A 20,688-nucleotide genomic window follows, 5' to 3' on the forward strand; every position below is an offset into this window, starting at 1 on the left:
GGATCATGCACGCGATCGTCATCGAAGATCATTTCGCTGCGTGGCGCGCGGCTTCGCTCACAGCGCTCGGCGAAGGCCTCGCGCCGGAATCGGTCGAATGGCGAATCGCGTCGAGCCCGGATCTACCGCAAGAACAGGCGCCAATCGAATACGCGCAAGCGCGCGATACGACAGCTGTTCCCGCCTCTGCGCCAACGGTGCATGTGTCGAAGGACTTCGCTGCACTGCTGAAAGACGCTGCGTCGTTTCGTGATCCGCAGCGCTGGGCGTTTCTCTACAAAGTGCTATGGCGTTGGCATCATGGCGACCGTGCGGCTGCGTCCGCCGCCGACGAAGACGGCGCGCGACTCTATCGCATGGCCAAAAGCGTGCGGCGCGCGCAGCACGACATGATCGCTTACGTGCGCTTTCGCAAGCAGGAAGCGAGTGCAACGCCCGAATATATCGCCTGGTACGAGCCGGATCACGATGTGTTGCCATGGGCCGCGGAACACTTCGCAGAGCGCATGGGGCGTTCATCGTGGCTCATTACCACACCACGCGGCGCCGCTTTCTGGGACGGCCAGCAATTGCATCTGCACGCGCGTCGTGCATTGCCGGGAGAGCATCGTTGCGAGACCGCGGACGAGGCCGAAGCGCTATGGCTTGCGTATTACCGCAGTACCTTTAATCCTGCGCGGCTCAACGAAGTGGCGCTCGAACAGCACATGCCGGTGCGTTTCTGGAAGGGCTTGCCGGAGGGACATTTGATTCCCGGCATGATCAGCGAGGCGAAGAGTGGCGCAAGACGCCTCGCGCAGGCCGGCAACGTGGGCATGCTTGGCGGAAAAGCCATACCCGTTGATGCGCAAGCCGCGCAACCAATGCGTGACGAACCCTCTTCGCTCGACGCCTGCCGGCGTTGCGACCTGTGGCGCAACGCGACGCAGGCAGTCGGCAGTTCGGGGCCGAACACCGCGCGGATCATGCTGATTGGCGAACAGCCCGGCGATCAGGAAGATCTGAGCGGACAACCGTTTGTCGGGCCCGCCGGGCAGTTGCTCAATACGGCAATCGAGCGCGCCGGTCTGTCTCGCGAGCAGGTCTATATGACGAACGCGGTCAAGCACTTCAAATGGGAGCCGCGAGGCAAGCGCCGCCTGCACAAGACGGCGGGACAGCGTGAGATCGAAGCGTGCTCCTACTGGCTCGAGCGCGAGCTGCAAACGGTGCGCCCTGCGGTGATCGTCGCGCTTGGCGCAACCGCGCTCACTGCGTTGCTGCATAAAAAAGTCAGCCTGCGGGACTATGCAGGGGCTCCGTTCGAAGTCGAAGGCGGGTGGGCCATTGCAACGTACCATCCATCGTTCGCACTGCGGCAGCAGGACCTGGCGTCGCGTGACAGGATCGCAGATGAGATCGCCGACGCGCTTGCCCAAGCGCGCGAACTGGCCGACAAGGAAGCACCGTCCGGAACGAAAGGAAGCGGGCAATGAGCGCGAGCAATCAGGAAAACGCCATGCTTCTCCACTTCGACTATCATGCGAGCAGTCGAGCCTCATGAAAGCGTCCGGCCTATGATGCCGGACGCCTGCCGCCGTGGGCACGGCGCAAAAGGTAGCCTGCCGGCATGCGCACGAGAACGCCCTGCCGCCATGCGCGTGGCATCGCGCTGTGACCAGGCATCTGAATCAAAGCGCGACCTGCACTCCCAGTTCCACCACGTCTTCCGGTCGAAGGCCGTAGTATTCCGCGCTCGACGCCGAATGAAACGACATCTGGCCGAACAGCGCTTCGCGCCATTGCATCATCGCGCCGTGAGAGCATCCTTTGAGAACTTCATCGCGTGGAAGGAAAAAGGTCGTGCGCGCCGGGTCGTAGGTCCATTCACCGAGGCGGCCGTTCATCGACTCGAGCACGCGTCGCAAGTCGGGCCGCTCCACGAAGCCGTGGCGCGCAATGATTTCATAGCATCCGTTGCCAAGATCGCGTATTTCGATACGCGTTTTTTCGTCGATGCGCGGCGCCGACTCGGAAATGTTCGCGAAGAAAATCGCGGTCTCATGCAAGACCCGGTTGTGACGAAGGTTGCTTTTGAGCGCTGCCGGCGTCATCCCGCGAATGTTGCCCGGATAGACTGCGGTGCCCGGCACGCGGGTTGGCTTCAGATCACCGTTGAATGTCTCGCGTAGAAAGTCTTCAAGCGGCTCGGCACGGCTGGCGTGAATCGCGGCGAGTTCGCGTCCGCGCCGCCACGTGGACATCAGCACGAAGAGCACCAGTCCAACGGTGACGGGAAACCAGCCGCCGGACGGAATTTTCGGAATGTTCGCCGCCACCAGCGTCAGGTCCACGGCAAGCAGGGGCGCGCTCACGAGTATCACGCGCCACACCGGCCAGCGCCAGACGTTGCGCGATACGCTGACCATCAGAACCGTGGTGATCAGCATCGTCAGTCCAACCGCGATGCCGTACGCCGAGGTCAGGCGCTCCGAGCTTCGGAATACGAGCACGAGAAACATCACGGCGATAAACAGAATCGCATTGACGGCCGGCACATAAACCTGACCGCGCTGTTGCTTCGACGTTTCAATGATCCTCACACGCGGCATGAAACCCAGTTCGATCGCCTGACTCGTCATCGAAAACGCGCCGGAAATGACCGCCTGCGAAGCGATGATCGTCGCGAGCATTGCGATAATGACGCTTGGAATCAACGCCCACGAAGGCGCGGCGTGAAAGAACGGCTGACTGGAAGAACCGGGCTCGAACAGCAATGTCGCCGCCTGCCCGAAATAGCCGATGATGATCGAAGGAAACACGACCGCAATCAGACCCACACGGATCGGCTTGCGCCCGAAGTGGCCGATGTCGGCGTACAAGGCTTCGGCTCCGGTCAACGCGAGAATAACCGCGCCGAGAATCACAAAGGTCAACTGGGGACGGTCAATCGTAAGCGACCAGGCCCATTGCGGCGACAGTGCGCGCAACACCTCGGGATGCTGCACGATCCGGTAAAGGCCCACTGCGGCAAGGTAGACGAACCAGATCGCCATGACGGGGCCGAACGCACGCCCGACTACTGCGCTGCCGCGTCGTTGAAAGGCAAAGAGCGCAATCAGGATAGCCGCCGCAATCGGCACGATCCACGGATTGAACGCAGGGCTGATTTCGCCCAGTCCCTCCACCGCGGACAACACCGACACGGCCGGCGTAATCATCGAATCGCCGTAGAACATGGCCGCGCCAAACAGCCCGGCCAGCAGCAACACGCGCGGCGCATGGCGGCCCGCCTCTCTGTAGCCCGAGCGCACCAGCGCGGTCAGCGCGATGATGCCGCCCTCGCCTTCATTGTCCGCGCGCATCACGTAGCACGCATATTTCAACATGACGACGATCACGACCGCCCACACGATCATCGACAGCACGCCCATTACGATTTGCGTATTCGCGGAGCCTGCATCGACAACCGACTGGCGCAACGCGTAAATCGGACTCGTGCCGATGTCGCCAAACACGATACCGAGCGCGCCGAGTACGAGCGCGCCGCTGCCCGCTTCGCCGTGGGAGGCGGGGCTGCCTTGAAGGTCGAGTCGCTGTTTGAGCATCTTTCTCGGGCAAATAGCTGGCAAGGTGCTGCGAAGCAATCGACATTCCAGCGCCGGTGCGCGCCTCGCATACGGATTGGCCAGCCGCCGTTTCGCAGCCGCCTCACGCCACGTCGAACTCCTCCATCCAGTTTGCCTACCCGCGCCGGGTCCACCGCCCGCATCTGAGGTCGACCCCCGGCTCGAACGTGAACCCAAACCCCAGCCTGCTCTTCAGGACCAAGCCGCCCGTCGCGCTAAACGCCGACCATCTCCTGGCCAGGCTGCCTGGCCCGTTCGGCTCATTGAGCGCGAAATCGGCTTTGTCGTGGAAATAGCCGCCGGAGATCTGCCAACCCAAATAGCGCATGCCGGCTTCTCCCCGTTTGGCAAACGATACGCGCGAGGCGTCCAATGTACCGCAGGGAAGACGCATTTAACCCATCGCATGGACTCCGCGCTGACCGCTCGCCGGTATGCGGGTCGGGAATAGCTCGGCGAAGGTCGGATGCACGCCGGACACCAACGCCGCCTTAAAACCGTCGGGAAAAAGCTGAGCATGACGGTGACACCGGCGCGAATCGGTATGAGCAGATAAGCGGCGACGTTGACGCCTCGCAGCACGACGCGCCTACCCGTCAAAACACCCCATTGGCGCGCTCGCCGCCGATTCTGAAATTGCGGTTGGTCATATCCGGATTACGGTTCACCAGCGGCCTCGCGTAAAGCGGATGACGCAAGCTGCGCACTTCATGTTCGAGCGTGAAGCAACACGCTCCGGTTTCGGGATCGACGAGTTCGGCGAAACGATACTGATGAGCTTCCTCGTCGTAATTCAGCCTGCGCCGGGCGAGGCGTTCATAGGGTCCGGAAAAATCGGCCACATACAGCTGGATGTGATGCCCATCGTAGTCGTTGCCCGCCGACGGCGATTCGGCAAATACGAGCTGTTGATGCCTGCCGACCGCGACCACCGCTTGCAGTGAACCGCCGCGCTCGCGCACCTCGGCGAACGCGTCAAAGATCTCGCGGTAGAACGCGGCGATCGACGCCGCGCAACCGAGCGGCACATCGAAATGTACGTAGGCCATGCCGAGATCAATGCCCGCCCACGGGTCGCTCGCGGCGCACGCGTCGGGGTCGAGACAGTCGTATCGATTGCCCCACGGGCAAGTCACTTCGACACGGTCGTCCCGCTCGGCCCATGTGAAGCGGGTCTGTCCCAGCACGGGCCTGGCCGCCCGCAAGCGCTCGAGCAGCGACGCGCGCGGGCCCACGATCAGCCCAACGTGACCGCGGAGCAGCTGGGCGTCGCCGTGCGGCAGGTGAATCTGCGAACGATCGACGTTGATCCACATATTGTTCACGCCGGTCATGAGAAACGGATCGCGCGTCAGACCGAGGGCGCTGACATAGAACGCGGTGGCAAGACGCTGGTCCGGAATCTTAAGATTGACGTGCTCGAGCAATACGAGATTGCCGATGTCTTCCCGTGCATAGCTGGAACGCTCCATCCTGTTTGCCCTCGCCAATCGATGCGGTGATGCAAACATACACCACTTGCACGGTGCTCACCTCAAGCTCACACCGCCCGCCTGCTGCGTCGGAACTGGTCGAACAGCACCGCGAGCAGCAGAATACCGCCGCGAATCAGGTATTGATAGAACGTCGGCACGTTCATGAGACTCATCGCGTCCTGCACGGCGCCCATGATCAGCACGCCCACCAGCACGCCCGAGATCGTTGCGACGCCGCCTGTCAGCGATACACCGCCCAGCACGCACGCGGAAATCACGCCAAGCTCCAGTCCCACCGACGTCTTCGGATCGCCGAGGCTCATACGCGAGGCCAGCATCACACCCGCAAAGCCCGTCACCAGTCCTTGCAGGACGAAGACGGTGATCTTGATCCGGGTGACCGGAAGCCCGGCCAGCAACGCGGCCTCGCTATTGCCGCCCACCGCAAGCACATTCTTGCCGAACACCGTTTTGCGCAGCAGAAAACCAAACACCACGAAGCCGATGATGTTGCTCCAGATCGGAAACGAGATGCCAAGAAACGAGCCGCCGCCCAGATCGAAGAAGCGCTCCTCCGAGATCATCACCGCATCGCCGTTCGAAGTCAGGAACGCGAGACCGCGCACCGCTTCCATCATCGCCAGCGTGGCGATCAGCGAGTTGACCTTGAATCGCGCGACCAGCACGCCATTCACGAGGCCAACCGCGCCGCCCGCCAGCACGCCCGCCGCAATGCCCAATGCCACGCTATGCGACTGCGTGATCACAGTGGACGCGACGACGCCCGAAAAGGCGACGATCGACGCCACGGAAAGGTCCACCTCGCCAAGCGCGAGGACGAACATCATCGTCACGGCGATCGAGCCGATCAACGTGACGGACAGCAGAAGACCCTGGATATTGCGGGATGTGAGGAAGTCGGGCACCGTCGCGGAAAGCGTCGCGAACAGCACGACGAAGACCACGACGATTCCGGACTTGTTGATCATCTCCCACGCGCGGGCGCGCGACGGCGTGATCGGCGCAGCCGCTTCGTTTGCGGTGGGTCTGCCTTGTGGTTGCATGGCTTGTCTCATGTCTCGTTCATCAGTTCGGGCACGCGCGCCGGCGGTCTTGCCGGCGCCCACGCCAGGTGGGTGTTCAGCGCGGCAGCGCCATTCTGATCAGTTCGTCGGGCGACGCTTCGGCTTTCGGCACGCGGCCGGCCACGCGCCCTTCCCGCATCACGATGATGCGGTCCGCCACGCCGATCACCTCCGCCAGATCGCTCGACACCATGATCACCGTCCGCCCGGCCTCGGCCAGTTCGTACAGCAGGTTGTAGATTTCGGCGCGCGCGCCTACGTCGATGCCGCGTGTCGGTTCGTCCATCAGAAACACGTCGATGCGCTCGGCCAGCCAGCGCGACAGAATCACCTTCTGCTGGTTGCCGCCCGACAGCGTGCCGATGGCGGTATCGCCGCTGCGCGTTTTGATCCCGAGCTTGCGGATATAGTCCTGCGCCAGTTCGCGCTCCCGTTTCGGCGCGAGCAGAAAACGCCCCGGGCTGAAGTGGCGCCGCGCGCTGATATTCAGATTGTCTGAGACGGACGCGATCGCCACGATGCCTTCCTGCTTGCGGTCTTCCGGACAGAGCGCGACGCCGGCGCGCACGGCGTCGCGCGGGGTCGCGAAATTCACGCGTTTGCCGTTCAGTTCGACGTGGCCCGCGCTCGCGCGCGTAGCGCCGCAAATCAGCTTCATCAGCTCGGAACGTCCCGCTCCGACGAGCCCGAAAAAGCCGATGATCTCGCCGCGACGCGCCGAAAACGACATCGGCTCCGCGAGTCCCGGCCCCATCAGTTCCTTCACTTCGAGCAGCACCTCACCCGGCTCGCGCGAGCGATAACCATAGACGTCCGAGATCGAGCGACCCACCATCGCGGAAATGAGCCGGTTGCGATCGAGCTCGGCCACCGATTCGAACGTTTCGATATGCTTGCCGTCGCGAAACACCGTGACGCGGTCGCATAACTCGTCCACTTCATCCATGCGATGCGTCACGTAGATGATCGCGCGCCCGTCGGCGCGAAGCGCGTCGATGATGCGAAAGAGGTTTTCGGTCTCGCGCGCCGACAGCGAGCTGGTGGGCTCGTCGAACGCGATCACGCGCGCGTTGCGCATCAGCGCCTTGCCGATCTCGATCATCTGGCGCTGGCCGATGGAGAGGTTCTTGACCGGCGTGCGCGGATCGATGCGCTCGCCGAGACGCTTGAGTTCGTCTATTGCACGCTGCACGATGCCGCGCTCGTCGAGCACGCCAAAGCGATTGGGCAACTGGCCGAGCATCAGGTTTTCCGCCACCGTCAGCTCGGGCACGAGATGCAGTTCCTGATAGATGATCGCGATGCCCGCGTCGAGCGCGGCGCGCGTGGTCGTAAAGCGCTGCTCGACGCCGTTAAGGCGCAGCGTGCCTTCCTGCGGCTGATTCACGCCCGAGAGCACCTTGAGCAACGTGGATTTGCCCGCGCCATTCTCACCCATCAGCCCATGCACTTCGCCTGCGCGCACGTCGAGCGACACGCGATCGAGCGCCCGCACGCCCGGGAAACTCACCGTGATGCCGTCGAGTTCCAGACAGGTTGGCTGCGCCTGTGACGGCGCAGTGTTTTCCGCGCGCTCATATGCGTCGGTTTCGGTCATTTCGTGGTCGCCCTCGGTCGATCGATGCGTGTACAGCCGTTAAATACCGAGTTCGCTGCGCACCGACGTCCAGTTTTCGCGTGTCATCAGCTTGCCGGTCGTCTGCGTATCGGCTGGCGGCTGCTTGCCGTTGCGAATCCAGTCGACGAGATTCTGCGCGCTTTCCTTGCCGTGGTTCGTCGAGCTGACCGCGATCGTGCCGTAAAAGCCGGTGGGCGCCTTTTTCTGGAACTCGGCAAAGGCTTCGCCGGCACCGTTGATACCCACGCCGATCACGTCGGCCGCCGGCAGATGCAACTGCTCGGTCGCACGCACCGCGCCCAGCACCGATTCCTCGTTAAGCGCGAAGATCACCCACTTCTTGATGTTCGGGTGTTGCGCGAGCACGGGCGATGCGGCATTGAAGCCGCCTTCGTCGTCGGTGGTCTTCTGCGGCGCGTCGAAGATGTTCGCCTTTTTGAAACCGTTAGCCAGCAGCGATTGCGTTGCGCCATCCGTGCGCAGCTTCGCGGTGGGCAGTTCGTAGTCCGTGATGCGCAGCGCGCCGACTTCGTCCGGATTCCAGCCGCGCTTTTTCATCTCGTCGGAAATGGCCTGACCGACCTGATTGCCGATCTTCAGCGCGGACATGCCGAGATGCGGCACATTCGGCAGCGGCTTGCCCGACGAATCGACGAGCTGATCGTCCACCGTGACGAACTTCATGTTGTAGCGTTTCGCGCGGGCCTCGATCGCCGGTCCGAGCCGCACGTCCGGCGCGCAGATGACGAAGCCTTGCGCGCCCTGCGCGCCGAGGTTGTCGACCGCGGCGAGCACTTTCTCGCCGTCGGGCGTACCGATATTCACGACGGAGAAATGCTCTTTCTGGCCGAGCGCGGTGGCCGCTTTCTGTTCGTTGATGAACCAGGCCTGCTCCGGCATTTTCACGAGAAAGCCGATCTTGGTCTGCCCATCGGCGCGGACCGCGCCATGCATGCCCAGCGGGGCAATGCACATCGCAGCCAGCAGGGCACGAAGCGTAAAGCGGCGAACGGTGGTATTCATTTTTTGTCTCCTCAGATTGGCTGATGCCTGTGTGTCAAATGGACTTCCAGATAAATCCTCACTGCCCGAACGGCTCGACCTGAACGTGCTTGCCGACCAGGAACGCGTCGGCGACAAGACGCAGCGGACGCACGTCGACATCGTCTGTTTCGTGCGCGATCAGCCAGTGGAAACGCTCGTAGAGCGCCGCATATTCACGCTCGCCTTCGAGCGCCACAGGCTTGCCGTCGATTGCGAGGCGCTTGCCGCCTTCGCTGATCGAGAGCAGGCCATCCGCGGTCTCCACGTCGATCTCCCATTGCTCGACCGGACCGTGGCGCCAGTCGAACTCCGCGCGCACGGGCGCGCCGCCCGTGTCGATGCAGTCGAGCTCCGCTGCGATAGGCGTCGCGCAATCGGACGGCACATGCAGTGTCGCGCCACGCAGCAGCACTTCGCGCGGCAGGATGCGCGTGACAATGGAAAGTGCGTTGATGCCCGGATCGAACACGCCGAGGCCGCCCGGTTCCCAGATCCATTGCTGGCCCGGATGCCAGCGGCGGACATCTTCTTTCCAGCGCACGTGCACTGCGCGGACCGTGCGTCCGGCGAGCCACGCGCGCGCGGGTTCCACCGCGCTTGCGCAGCGCGAATGCCATGTCGCGAAAAGCGTGCGTTTGTGTTCGCGCGCGAGATCGCGCAATGCTTCCACTTCGCTCACGCTCGCGCCGGGCGGCTTTTCCAGCATCACATGCTTGCCCGCCATGAGCGCCGCGCGCGCCTGTGCATAGCGCACCTGAGGTGGCGCGCACAGTGACACTGCGTCGAGCTCGGGTTCGCCGGCGAGCAGCGCATCGATATCGTGATAGTTGCGCACGTTGTCCACCTGCGCATTGCGGCTCGCACTTGCCACGAGCTGGAAACCCGGGTTCGCTGCAATCGCCGGCAGATGCTGGTCGCGCGCGATCTTGCCCACGCCGACGATGCCCAATGTAAATGACCCTTGCATGTCGCTCTCCGCGCCCATGATTACCTGCCCCAACGCAGCACGAGCGGATCGAGCCGGCGCGCGACGTCGATCAGTTCGGCCCGCGTCTCGGGGTGCATCGCCGGCAATGGATGGCGCGGCAGTTCGCAGGCGATCACGCCGCCCTCTTTCATCAGCGCCTTGCAGGCAAGCAGGCCGGCCTGACGATTCTCGTGATTGATGAGCGGCAACCACTTCTGATACAGCGAGAACGCGTCGTCGAGACGCCCTTCGCGATGGGCTTCGATGATCGGCCGAATGCCGTCGGGAAAGCCGCCGCCCGTCATCGAGCCGGTCGCGCCCGCGTTGAGGTCCGCCAGCAGCGTAATCCCTTCCTCGCCATCCCACGGTCCTTCGGCGGCGTCGCCCGCGAGCCGGATCAGTTCGCGCAGCTTGTTCGCGGCGCCCGGCGTTTCGATCTTGAAGTAGGAAACCTGCTCGATCTCGCGAGCCATGCGGGCGAGAAAGGCGGCGGAGAGCACCGTGCCGCTCGCGGGCGCATCCTGAATCATGATCGGAATGTCGATCGCGTCCGACACGCGCTGATAGAAGTCGTGGATCTGCGCTTCAGGCACGCGGAAAGTCGCGCCGTGATACGGCGGCATCAGCATGACCATCGCCGCACCCTGCTCCTGAGCGCGCCGGCTGCGCGCCGCGCAAACATGGGTGCCGTAATGCGTCGTGGTCACGATCACGGGCACGCGGCCTGCAACGTGTTCGAGCACGGTACGCGTAATGCGCTCCCGCTCGTCATCGGCGAGCGAGAACTGTTCAGAGAAGTTCGCAAGGATGCACAGACCATCCGAACCGGCGTCGATCATGAAGTCGACGGCGCGTTTCTGGCTTGCCAGGTCCAGCTCGCCTGTCTCGGTGAAGGTGGTCGGCACCACAGGAAAAATGCCTCGGAATCGGGGCGTACGGTAGGTGTGCATGGTCTCAGTTCTGTATCAGGGATGGCGTGAGGCTTGCGGCCGGACGTTCGCCTGTGAATCGCATGTCGTTCGCGCCTGCGCGTCAGTGAGTCAGTGAGTCAGTGAGAATGGCGCGGCACCGCGGCGCCGCGACTGCCCACGAGGAAGTCGAGATCACAGCCTTCATCGGCCTGCAGCACGTGGTCGACATAAAGACGCGCGTAGCCCCCCTTGTCCACTTGCTCGGCGACGCCGGGCGCCGCCGCCGGATCGACGTCGGACAGGCGGCGCTGCAACTCCTCGTCGCTGATGTCCAGATGCAGGCGGCCGGACTCGCAATCCAGTTCGATCCAGTCGCCGTTGCGCACAGCGGCGAGCGGACCGCCGGCCGCCGCCTCGGGCGCCACGTGCAGCACGACCGTGCCGTAGGCCGTGCCGCTCATGCGGGCGTCCGAGATACGCACCATGTCCTTTACCCCCTGCCGCAGCAGCTTGGGCGGCAGGCCCATGTTGCCGACCTCGGCCATGCCGGGATAGCCGCGCGGGCCGCAGTTCTTCATCACCAGAATCGAGTCTTTGTCGACGTCGAGCGATTCGTCGCCGATCGTCGCCTTGTAGTGGTCGAAGTTTTCGAACACTACCGCGCGGCCGCGATGGGTAAGCAGTTCCGGCGTGGCCGCCGAAGGCTTGAGCACGGCGCCTCGCGGCGCGAGATTGCCGCGCAGGATGCGGATGCCGCCATCATCGATCAGCGGCTGATCCAGCCGGCGGATCACCTCGTCGTTATAGTTCGGCGCCTCGCGCACGTTCTCCCAGATCGACTTGCCGTTGACCGTGAGCGCGTCCGGATGCGGCAGCAGATTGGCCTCGCCGAGCCGGCGCAACACGGCCGGCAAGCCGCCTGCGTAATAGAACTCCTCCATCAGGAAACGGCCCGACGGCTGCAGATCGACGATGGTCGGCGTATTGCGGCCAATGCGCATCCAGTCTTCGAGTTCGAGCGGCACGCCGACGCGCCCCGCAATTGCCTTCAAATGAATCACCGCATTGGTCGAGCCGCCGATCGCAGCATTGGTACGGATCGCATTCTCGAACGCTTCGCGCGTGAGAATCTTCGAGAGCGTCAGGTCTTCGAGCGCCATCTGCACGATGCGGATGCCCGACATGTGCGCGAGCACGTAACGGCGCGAATCGACTGCTGGAATGGCGGCGTTATGCGGCAGCGAGACACCTAGCGATTCGGCCATGCACGCCATGGTCGAGGCCGTGCCCATTGTGTTGCACGTGCCCGCCGAGCGCGACATGCCGGCTTCGGCGGAAAGAAAGTGATGGAGATCGATCTCGCCTGCTTTCAGCGATTCGTGCAGCTTCCAGACGGCGGTGCCCGACCCGATGTCGCGCCCTTCCAGTTTGCCGTTGAGCATCGGCCCACCGGTCACGACGATTGCCGGCACGTCCACGCTCGCGGCGCCCATCAGCAATGCCGGCGTGGTCTTGTCACAGCCGCACAGCAGCACGACAGCGTCGATCGGATTGCCGCGGATCGCTTCCTCGACGTCCATGGACGCCAGGTTGCGCGTGAGCATCGCCGAGGGCCGCAGGTTCGATTCGCCGTTCGAAAACACCGGGAACTCGACCGGGAAACCTCCCGCTTCGTAGATACCGCGCTTGACGTGTTCGGCGAGCTTGCGGAAGTGCGCATTGCACGGCGTCAGTTCGGACCACGTATTACAGATGCCGATGATGGGCCGGCCGTCGAATTCGTGGTCTGGAATACCCTGGTTTTTCATCCAGCTTCGATACATGAAGCCGTTTTTGTCCGTGGTGCCGAACCATTGTTGTGATCGTAATCTGGGTTTCGTAGCAGGCATTGTCCGTGGTCCTGGCGGGGCTGGAGTGCATGCAGTCTAAAAACAAAACTGATAACCTACCAATGAATAATTGGATGCCTCCCATACCTGTTTCGACATTGGTATAAACGCTGAGTGATGCTCGATAGAAACCCTTGGTATGTCCGCACGCGGCTCAAGACGCGGCAATTGCTGCTGGTGGTTGCACTGGCAGAGGAAGGCAACATACACCGCGCGGCGGCCGCGCTGAACATGACGCAGCCTGCGGCTTCAAAGCTATTGCGTGAACTGGAAGACATGGTGGGCGCGCTCCTTTTCGAGCGCTTGCCGCGCGGCGTGCGGCCAACCCTTTATGGCGATGCGTTGATTCGCCATGCGCGCATCGTGCTCGGCAGCCTCGAGCAGGCGCAGGAGGAACTCGCCGCGTTAAGCGCCGGACGACTTGGGCACGTCGCAGTCGGCGCGATCACGTCGCCCGGCGTGCGGGTGCTGCCAGCGGCGGTGGCGGCGGTCAAACGCAGGCATGCCACGATCCGTATCTCGGTTGAAATCGACACGAGCAACGTGCTGCTCGACCGGCTCGCGCAAGACAAGCTCGACGTCGTGATAGGTCGCCTGTCGCCGGAGCATGACAAACGGCAACTGCGCTATGAGTCGCTCGCTGGCGAACCAGTCTGCGCCGTGGTGCGGCCCGGTCATCCGCTCCTGCTGGGTTCGCCGGTTTCGCTCTCCGACGTTCAGCGCAGCCCGTGGATCGTCCCGCCGGCGGGCACCGTGTTGCGGCACCGTTTCGATCTGATGTTCCAGCGCGCGAGCCTCGCTCCGCCATCGAACGTCGTCGAGACGGCGGCACTGCTCTTCCTTACGCAAGCCGTTGAAAAAAGCGAGATGATCGCCGTGCTTGCGGAAGATGTGGCGCGCTACTACGCGGCGCACGGGATGGTGGAGATTTTGCCACTGGCCATGGAATGCACGATGGACGACTTCGGCCTGATCACTCCGGCAGAAAAGCTGCTGTCTCCCGCCGCTAGCCTGATGATCGACGCGCTGCGTGCAGCGAGCCGGGAGACCTATCGGTTGACGGGTGTGGGGTGAATGCGGGGGTTGTGGAGTGTTGGGGGCGTGCGTCGAAAAATGTCGGTACGTGGCCGGTACCGACATTTTCATAACACAGGATGCTGTACGAGAACTACGTGGGCGAGGTGAGGATCATTCCCACTCAATAGTCGCCGGCGGCTTCCCCGAAATGTCATACACGACCCGGTTAATCCCCCGCACCTCATTGATGATGCGGTTCGACACATGCCCAAGCAATTCATGCGGCAGATGCGCCCAATGCGCGGTCATGAAGTCGAGCGTCTGCACGGCGCGCAGCGCGACGACATACTCATAGGTCCGCCCGTCGCCCATCACGCCGACGCTTTTCACCGGCAGGAACACCGCGAAGGCCTGGCTCGTCAGGTCGTACCATGACTTGCCCGTTTCCTTGTCGATAAACGTGCGAAGCGTCTCGATGAAAATCGCGTCCGCGCGGCGCAGCAGGTCGGCGAATTCGCGCTTTACCTCGCCGAGAATCCGCACACCGAGACCCGGACCCGGGAACGGATGGCGATACACCATGGCCGGCGGCAAACCAAGCTTCACGCCGAGTTCGCGCACTTCGTCCTTGAACAGTTCGCGCAACGGTTCGAGCAGTTTCAGGTTCAGCGTCTCCGGCAAGCCGCCGACGTTATGGTGGCTCTTGATGGTCTGCGCGGCCTTCTTGCCCTTGCCCGCCGATTCGATCACGTCCGGGTAGATCGTGCCCTGCGCGAGCCATTTCGCGTCGGTCAGCTTGCCAGCTTCAGTCTGGAACACTTCCACGAACTCCGCGCCGATGATCTTGCGCTTCGCTTCCGGGTCGGTCACGCCGGTGAGCTTGCGCAGGAACACATCGCTTGCGTCGACGTGTATCACCTTCACGCCCAGATGGTCCGCGAAAGTGGCCATCACCTGCTCGGCCTCGTTCAGACGCAGCAGACCGTGATCGACGAACACGCAGGTCAGTTGATCGCCGATCGCGCGATGCAGCAGCGCAGCGGCCACCGACGAATCCACGCCGCCCGACAGGCCCAGGATCACATGCTCGTTGCCAACCTGCTCGCGGATCTTCGCGACGGCTTCGTCGATATAGTGACCCATTTCCCAGTCAGGCTTCGCCGCGCAGATCTGCAACACGAAGCGTTCGAGCATTGCGCGGCCTTGCACGGTATGCGTGACTTCCGGGTGCCATTGCAGCCCATAGAAGTGACGCTTTTCATCGGCCATGGCCGCGATCGGGCACGATTCCGTCGACGCCATCAGCTCGAAACCGGCCGGCATTTCCAGCACCTTGTCGCCGTGGCTCATCCACACCTTCAACATGCCGTGACCTTCCGGCGTGGTGAAGTCGCTGATGCCTTCCAGCAGGCTCGTGTGATTGCGCGCGCGCACTTCGGCATAGCCAAACTCGCGCAGATGACCGACGTCCACCTTGCCGCCGAGTTGCTGCGCCATGGCCTGCATGCCGTAGCAGATGCCGAGCACGGGCACCCCGAGTTCGAATACCGCCTGCGGTACGCGCGGCGTATCGGTCTCGGTGACCGAGCTCGGGCCGCCGGACAGGATCACGCCCTTGGGCGCGAAGTCGCGGATGAACGACGCGTCGACGTCGTACGGATGAATTTCCGAATACACGTTAGCTTCGCGAACGCGACGTGCAATCAGTTGGGTGACTTGCGAACCGAAGTCGAGAATCAGGATCTTGTCATGCATGGCAGCGGACGGAGTCAAAAGTGAGCGATACGGAATGCCGCGCACGAAGCGCGGCGTTGAATTCAAAACAGTCCACAGGGGACGATCGTGCGTGATGCGCTGACGCAGCCGACGCTGGTCTTGCAGAAAGCCGAACCCGTTCACGCTGGGCGTTAGCCGGCAACACGAGTGAACGGAATCCAGCAGCGATGGCAGCCGTTGTGCGTTCCAGCGCATCAGCCATGAAACGGCGGCCGGGGCGCACCGGCTGCATCGGCGGCGGCGTTGCGCGCTTCGGCGCGGGCGGCTGCGGCATCGGCGCTGGCGGAACGCGCCGCCAATTCGGCGCGCTCTGCACGCTCGGCGGCGGTCAGGCCAGCTTCATCAACGGATGTGTCGACCCGCACCGACGCGACAGAAGCCGCCGGGTCCGCAGCAGGCGTGAGAGGCACGACGGGCACGACAGGCTCGATGACCGGCTCTGCCTGATAGACCGGAAAACCTGCGGTGACATGACCCGGCTCGCGCCGGTTCGCGGCGTTTTTGGCGGCGTCTTTCGCCGCCTGTCGCTCCGCGCGTTCGACCGCGGCGGCGTCAGCCAGCCGCTGCCTGTCACGCCGGCGCACCGCGCCCGACAAACGCACGCCGCCGAGACCGACCACCAGCAACACGACACCGGCCAGCACCGCGATGATCTGCCCGAAGCCGGTCAACGCGGGCGTATGCAAACCGAGCAGCCAGACCAGCATCAACACGCCGGTCAACCAGTTCACGTGACCGACTACCTTGGAGACCGTCGACGTCAGCGCACCGTCGATCGACGCATGCAATGAAAGCCACGCCAGCCCGATCAGCGCCACGCCGAACCCCTGGCCCACCAGAGTGGGTTGCGTTTGCACCAGTTGCAGCGCGTTGTACAGCGAAGTCCACGGCGTCAGCAGAAACAACAGGCCAAAGCCGAGCAACAGCAGTGCGTCGAGAATGAGTACAGCGCGCAGCAATGGCTTCATGGCGGTTAGTCCACGTGGTAGTTGGGCGCTTCCTTCGTGATCTGCACGTCGTGCACGTGCGACTCGCGCAAGCCCGCACCGGTGATCTGCACGAACTCGGCCTTGTCGTTCATCTCGGCGATGGTGCGGCAGCCGCAGTAACCCATGCTGGCGCGCACGCCGCCGATCAGCTGGAACAGGATCGCGTTGACCGAGCCCTTGTAGGCGACACGGCCTTCGATACCTTCCGGCACCAGTTTGTCGATATTGGCTGAGTTGTCCTGGAAGTAGCGGTCCGCCGCGCCATCTTTCATCGCGCCAACCGAACCCATGCCACGGTAAGACTTGTACTGACGGCCCTGATACAGGAACACGTCGCCCGGCGCTTCTTCCGTGCCGGCGAACATGCTGCCCATCATCACGGCGTTCGCGCCGGCGGCCAGCGCCTTGCTGACATCGCCCGAAAAACGCACGCCGCCGTCTGCGATGACCGGCACGCCCGTGCCCTTCAGCGCTTCCGACACATTGGCGATCGCAGTGACCTGCGGCACGCCCACGCCGGCGACGATCCGCGTGGTGCAGATCGACCCCGGGCCGATACCGACCTTCACGCCGTCTGCGCCGTATTCGACGAGCGCCTTGGCCGCCGCCGCGGTGGCGATGTTGCCGCCGATCACTTCGACGTGCGGGAAGGTCTGCTTGACCCACTTGACGCGCTCGAGCACGCCCTTGCTATGGCCATGCGCGGTGTCGACGACGATCACGTCCACGCCCGCCTGCACGAGCAGCTCGACACGCTCTTCGTTGTCTTCGCCCACGCCGACCGCTGCGCCCGCGCGCAGCTTGCCGTGTTCGTCTTTACAGGCGTCCGGGTGCTCGGTCTGCTTGGTGATGTCTTTCACCGTCATCAGGCCGCGCAGTTCGAATGAATCGTTGATCACCAGCACGCGCTCGAGGCGGTGGCTGTGCATCAGCGCCTTGGCTTCGGCGAGCGGCGTGCCTTCCTTCACGGTGACGAGGCGCTCGCGCGGCGTCATGATGTTGCGCACCGGCTCGTCCAGACGCTCTTCGAAGCGCAGGTCGCGGTTCGTGACGATGCCGACCAGCTGCGCGCCTTCGACGACCGGGAAGCCCGAAATGCCATGCTGGCGCGACAGGGCGATCACGTCGCGCACTTTCATTTGCGGCGGAATGGTGATCGGATCACGCACGACACCGGATTCGAAACGCTTGACCTTGGCGACTTCACGCGCCTGTTCGGCCGGCGTGAGGTTCTTGTGGATGATGCCGACGCCACCCATTTGCGCCATCGCGATAGCGAGACGTGCTTCGGTGACCGTGTCCATGGCGGCGGACACGAGCGGCATATTGAGGGAAATGTTGCGGGTCAGCCGGGTCTTGAGGCTGGTGTCGCGCGGCAGGACATCGGAAAAAGCCGGGACGAGGAGCACGTCATCGAACGTGAGTGCTGTTTGGATCAGACGCATGGCAAATCCTATAGGCGCAAAAGCGAATTATACGCGATACCTCCCCGGTTTTCACTGCACGAACAGCAGCTTAGCGAATTTCGGGCAATTTTTCCTGTCACTTCAGGCCGCGTGATTTCGCCTGGCTGTTCGCCTCGGGTTCGATCGAGTTTCGTTTGCGCGTTCGGGATCGTGCGCGTGTTCTTGCTCGCTCGTGATTATCGGAATGCAGGATCGAACAAGACGCGCGAGCGGGCACCCGCTATCCTGCGAACCTTTCCATTTTTCTTGCAGGGACAGTCGATGCAGCGCGCAGTGGCATACGGAATCATGGCCGGAGCGCTATGGGGAATGGTTTTTCTGGTGCCGCGCGTGCTGCCGGACTTTTCGCCGCTGCTGCTAAGCGCGGGCCGCTACTCGATGTATGGCATCGTGTCGCTCGCCGCCGCGCTGCCGAAGGCGCGCTCGCTCGTCAGGCGTCTCACGCGCGAAGATCTGGGCGCGCTCGTCAAGCTGGCGCTCGCGGGTAATCTGCTTTACTACCTGCTGCTCACGGCAGCCGTTCATCTGATTGGAATTGCGCCAGCGTCGCTGATCGTCGGCGTCTTGCCGGTCACGGTGACACTGCTCGGCCGCCGCGATCACGGCGCGGTGCCGCTCGCCCGCCTCGCATGGCCGCTCGCGATGGTGATGGCAGGCATCATCTGCATCAACGTCGACGTATTCACGGTCGCGGACGGCACGCGTGCGCACATTGCCACCCGACTGCTCGGTCTGGCGTGCGCCGTTGGCGCGCTGGCTTGCTGGACCTGGTTCGCAGTCGAAAACGCACGTTACCTGCGGCGTCAGGATCATTTCAGCGGCAACGAGTGGTCGGTGCTGTGGGGCGTGGTGACAGGTGCGCTCGGCGCGGCGCTTTGGCTCGTGATCGCCGTGCTGCCGTCGGGCGCGCCTGCAGGCGAACTCGCCCATGGCCGCTGGCAGACTTTCTGGCTTCTGAATCTGGGTCTCGCGGTGGGCGCCTCGTGGCTTGGCAATGGACTATGGAACGCGGCGTCAAAACGGCTGCCGCTGACGCTGTCGGGCCAGATGATCGTTTTCGAGACGCTGTTCGCGCTGCTTTACGCGTTCATTTATGACCAGCGCCTGCCGCGTGCGCTGGAGACGGCGGCGATCCTGCTGCTGGTAGCGGGCGTGTGCTGGTCAGTTCGTCAACACGCGGACGGCGATTCGTCCGCGGACACAGGCACCAAGGGGGAGAAGCAAAGAGAAGAGGCGGACAACGCGCATGAGGCGCATGAGGTGCATGAGGTGCATGAGGTGCATGAGGTGCATGAGGTGCATGAGGTGCATGAGGTGCATGAGGTGCGTAGAGCGCGCGAACCGAACGAATCGCCCAAGGCTCATACGGCCGCCGGGTGATGCGGCAGCAAAGGCCGCAACGAAATGCGGCCCGCGCGATGACACCGCGCTATCGCGAGTCCTTGTTCAGCCAGCGCCGCCCTTCGATCGAGCCCGCCTTGCGCGTTTTCTCGACGCGCCTTTGGCGCGACACTTTCGGGTCGACCAGCAGCGGCCGGTAAATTTCCACGCGGTCATGGTCGGCCAGCACCGCGTCGAGCGGCTTGACCTTGCCGAAAATGCCGACTTTCTGCGTAGCGAGATCAATCTGTGGAAAGCGCTGCAGGATCCCGCTTACGTGCAAAGCGTCCCGCACGGTCGCGCCTTGCGGCAGTTCGAGCGCAATCAGCGTCTGCTCAGTGGCGAGCGCATAGCCGACTTCGATCGACAGTTGCGCGCTCATGCCTTACCGTAACGCTGATCGGCGCGCTTCACGAACGATTCGACAAAGGTGTTGGCGATGTGATTGAACACCGGCCCAATGATCTTCTCGAGGATGATGTTGGTGAACTCGTAGTGCAGCGCGAATTCGATCTTGCAGGCGTCCGCGCGCAGCGGCGTGAAGCGCCAGAAGCCTGTGAACTTGCGAAACGGGCCGTCGGCGAACTCCATGTCGATCCGCGTGGGACGCTCCATGCTGTTACGGGTCGCGAAATGCTGCCTGATGCCCTTGAAGTTGATATCGATCTTCGCCTCCATGCCGGTTTCGTCACGGCGGCGAACTTCAACACCGCCGCACCAGGGCAGGAAGTTGGGGTAATCGTCGACGTCGGTGACAAGGTCGAACATCTGTTCCGCCGAATGGCGGATCAACACGGTTTTCTGGACATCTGCCATAGATTGAACAGCGCGTGGCAAGGGTGGACGGGCGCTGCGGGCTTTCCTTGCCCCGCTTTGCTAAAATCGTGATTTTAAACGAGTTGGGCACTTTCCATTCATGAGCATCATCGACAACAGAAAAGCCTTTTACGACTACTCGGTCGAAGAGCGCTACGAAGCGGGGCTCGTGCTCGAAGGATGGGAGGTCAAGGCGCTGCGCGCCGGGCGCGGCCAGATCAAGGAAGGTTACGTGGTGATCCGTAACAACGAACTGTTCCTGATCGGCACGCACATCAGCCCGTTGCCCGAAGCCTCGACCCACATCAATCCCGACCCGGTGCGCACGCGCAAGCTGCTTTTGCACAGCGAAGAGATCAGCAAACTGATCGGCAAGGTCGAGCAGCGCGGTTACACGCTCGTGCCGCTGAATTTCCATTACAAGGGCGGTCGCGTCAAATGCGAAATCGGTCTTGCGAAAGGCAAGAAGCAGCACGACAAGCGCGAGACCGAAAAGAAACGCGACTGGGAACGCGAAAAGGCGCGCCTGATGCGCTCGCCCAGTTGATGCAGGCTTACGGATAAGTCGGCGGAAACGTCGGCGGAAAGCTCGGCCGGCACGCCAGCGGAACCCGAGCGAATTCATAGTACGATCGGTTCGCGCGACC

16 protein-coding genes and 1 pseudogene are annotated in these 20,688 nt (G+C 63.0%); 4 read left to right on the forward strand and 13 right to left on the reverse strand.

Annotated features, from left to right (window positions below; genetic code table 11):
• Positions 1 to 5 precede the first annotated feature (5 nt).
• Positions 6 to 1,475: a UdgX family uracil-DNA binding protein gene (locus AAGS40_RS08145; protein WP_345810779.1), complete on the forward strand. Its 1,470-nt coding sequence runs from the start codon at positions 6 to 8 to the stop codon at positions 1,473 to 1,475.
• Positions 1,476 to 1,670: 195 nt separating this feature from the next.
• Here AAGS40_RS08145 and AAGS40_RS08150 read toward each other — a convergent pair whose 3' ends face one another.
• The 8 genes from AAGS40_RS08150 to AAGS40_RS08185 all read right to left on the reverse strand — a co-directional run bounded on the left by AAGS40_RS08150 (position 1,671) and on the right by AAGS40_RS08185 (position 12,597).
• Positions 1,671 to 3,587 carry a KUP/HAK/KT family potassium transporter gene (locus AAGS40_RS08150; protein ID WP_345810780.1) on the reverse strand — a complete coding sequence of 639 codons (1,917 nt, stop codon included), beginning with the start codon at positions 3,585 to 3,587 and terminating at the stop codon, positions 1,671 to 1,673.
• A gap of 617 nt (positions 3,588 to 4,204) precedes the next feature.
• Positions 4,205 to 5,080 (reverse strand): glyoxalase/bleomycin resistance/dioxygenase family protein, encoded by an 876-nt coding sequence (locus AAGS40_RS08155; protein ID WP_345810781.1) that lies wholly within the window; start codon positions 5,078 to 5,080, stop codon positions 4,205 to 4,207.
• Positions 5,081 to 5,148: 68 nt separating this feature from the next.
• Positions 5,149 to 6,159 (reverse strand): L-arabinose ABC transporter permease AraH, encoded by a 1,011-nt coding sequence (araH, locus tag AAGS40_RS08160; RefSeq protein WP_345810782.1) that lies wholly within the window; start codon positions 6,157 to 6,159, stop codon positions 5,149 to 5,151.
• Positions 6,160 to 6,223: 64 nt separating this feature from the next.
• Positions 6,224 to 7,765 carry an L-arabinose ABC transporter ATP-binding protein AraG gene (gene araG, locus AAGS40_RS08165; RefSeq protein WP_345810783.1) on the reverse strand — a complete coding sequence of 514 codons (1,542 nt, stop codon included), beginning with the start codon at positions 7,763 to 7,765 and terminating at the stop codon, positions 6,224 to 6,226.
• Positions 7,766 to 7,804: 39 nt separating this feature from the next.
• Positions 7,805 to 8,809 (reverse strand): arabinose ABC transporter substrate-binding protein, encoded by a 1,005-nt coding sequence (locus AAGS40_RS08170; protein ID WP_345810784.1) that lies wholly within the window; start codon positions 8,807 to 8,809, stop codon positions 7,805 to 7,807.
• A 58-nt stretch (positions 8,810 to 8,867) separates the two neighbouring features.
• Positions 8,868 to 9,797, reverse strand: a complete 930-nt coding sequence (locus AAGS40_RS08175; RefSeq protein WP_345810785.1) for a Gfo/Idh/MocA family oxidoreductase — start codon at positions 9,795 to 9,797, stop codon at positions 8,868 to 8,870.
• Positions 9,798 to 9,817: 20 nt separating this feature from the next.
• Positions 9,818 to 10,747 (reverse strand): dihydrodipicolinate synthase family protein, encoded by a 930-nt coding sequence (locus AAGS40_RS08180; RefSeq protein WP_345810786.1) that lies wholly within the window; start codon positions 10,745 to 10,747, stop codon positions 9,818 to 9,820.
• Between the two features lie 98 nt (positions 10,748 to 10,845).
• The gene (locus tag AAGS40_RS08185) at positions 10,846 to 12,597 is read right to left on the reverse strand and encodes an IlvD/Edd family dehydratase (RefSeq protein WP_345810787.1); all 1,752 of its coding nucleotides are present in this window, start codon (positions 12,595 to 12,597) and stop codon (positions 10,846 to 10,848) included.
• 117 nt (positions 12,598 to 12,714) lie between these two features.
• On the opposite strand from AAGS40_RS08185, the gene AAGS40_RS08190 reads away from it, so the two are divergent.
• Entirely contained in the window at positions 12,715 to 13,671 is a 957-nt protein-coding gene (locus tag AAGS40_RS08190; protein ID WP_345810788.1) for a LysR family transcriptional regulator, read from the forward strand.
• A 114-nt stretch (positions 13,672 to 13,785) separates the two neighbouring features.
• On the opposite strand, the gene guaA is transcribed toward AAGS40_RS08190, so the two are convergent.
• The 3 genes from guaA to guaB form a co-directional block, all read right to left on the reverse strand.
• Positions 13,786 to 15,369, reverse strand: a complete 1,584-nt coding sequence (gene guaA, locus AAGS40_RS08195; protein WP_345810789.1) for a glutamine-hydrolyzing GMP synthase — start codon at positions 15,367 to 15,369, stop codon at positions 13,786 to 13,788.
• Between the two features lie 215 nt (positions 15,370 to 15,584).
• Complete coding sequence (locus AAGS40_RS08200; protein ID WP_345810790.1) at positions 15,585 to 16,358, reverse strand: hypothetical protein; 774 nt, start codon at positions 16,356 to 16,358, stop codon at positions 15,585 to 15,587.
• A gap of 5 nt (positions 16,359 to 16,363) precedes the next feature.
• Complete coding sequence (gene guaB, locus AAGS40_RS08205; RefSeq protein WP_345810791.1) at positions 16,364 to 17,824, reverse strand: IMP dehydrogenase; 1,461 nt, start codon at positions 17,822 to 17,824, stop codon at positions 16,364 to 16,366.
• Positions 17,825 to 18,106: 282 nt separating this feature from the next.
• Here guaB and AAGS40_RS08210 point away from each other — a divergent pair.
• Positions 18,107 to 19,039: pseudogene (locus AAGS40_RS08210) on the forward strand (DMT family transporter); the annotation flags it as partial.
• Positions 19,040 to 19,274: 235 nt separating this feature from the next.
• On the opposite strand, the gene AAGS40_RS08215 reads toward AAGS40_RS08210, so the two are convergent.
• Both AAGS40_RS08215 and AAGS40_RS08220 read right to left on the reverse strand, forming a co-directional pair.
• Positions 19,275 to 19,607: an RnfH family protein gene (locus AAGS40_RS08215; RefSeq protein ID WP_345810792.1), complete on the reverse strand. Its 333-nt coding sequence runs from the start codon at positions 19,605 to 19,607 to the stop codon at positions 19,275 to 19,277.
• Positions 19,604 to 20,041 carry a type II toxin-antitoxin system RatA family toxin gene (locus tag AAGS40_RS08220; protein ID WP_345810793.1) on the reverse strand — a complete coding sequence of 146 codons (438 nt, stop codon included), beginning with the start codon at positions 20,039 to 20,041 and terminating at the stop codon, positions 19,604 to 19,606. The genes AAGS40_RS08215 and AAGS40_RS08220 overlap by 4 nt, the downstream gene beginning before the upstream one ends.
• A 100-nt stretch (positions 20,042 to 20,141) precedes the next feature.
• Between AAGS40_RS08220 and smpB the strand changes: the two genes are divergently transcribed.
• A complete protein-coding gene (smpB, locus tag AAGS40_RS08225) occupies positions 20,142 to 20,588 on the forward strand; it encodes an SsrA-binding protein SmpB (RefSeq protein WP_007181451.1) in 447 nt (148 codons plus the stop codon).
• The last annotated feature ends 100 nt before the right edge of the window (positions 20,589 to 20,688 follow it).

Source organism: Paraburkholderia sp. PREW-6R (genome assembly GCF_039621805.1).
Taxonomy (GTDB): Bacteria; Pseudomonadota; Gammaproteobacteria; order Burkholderiales; family Burkholderiaceae; genus Paraburkholderia.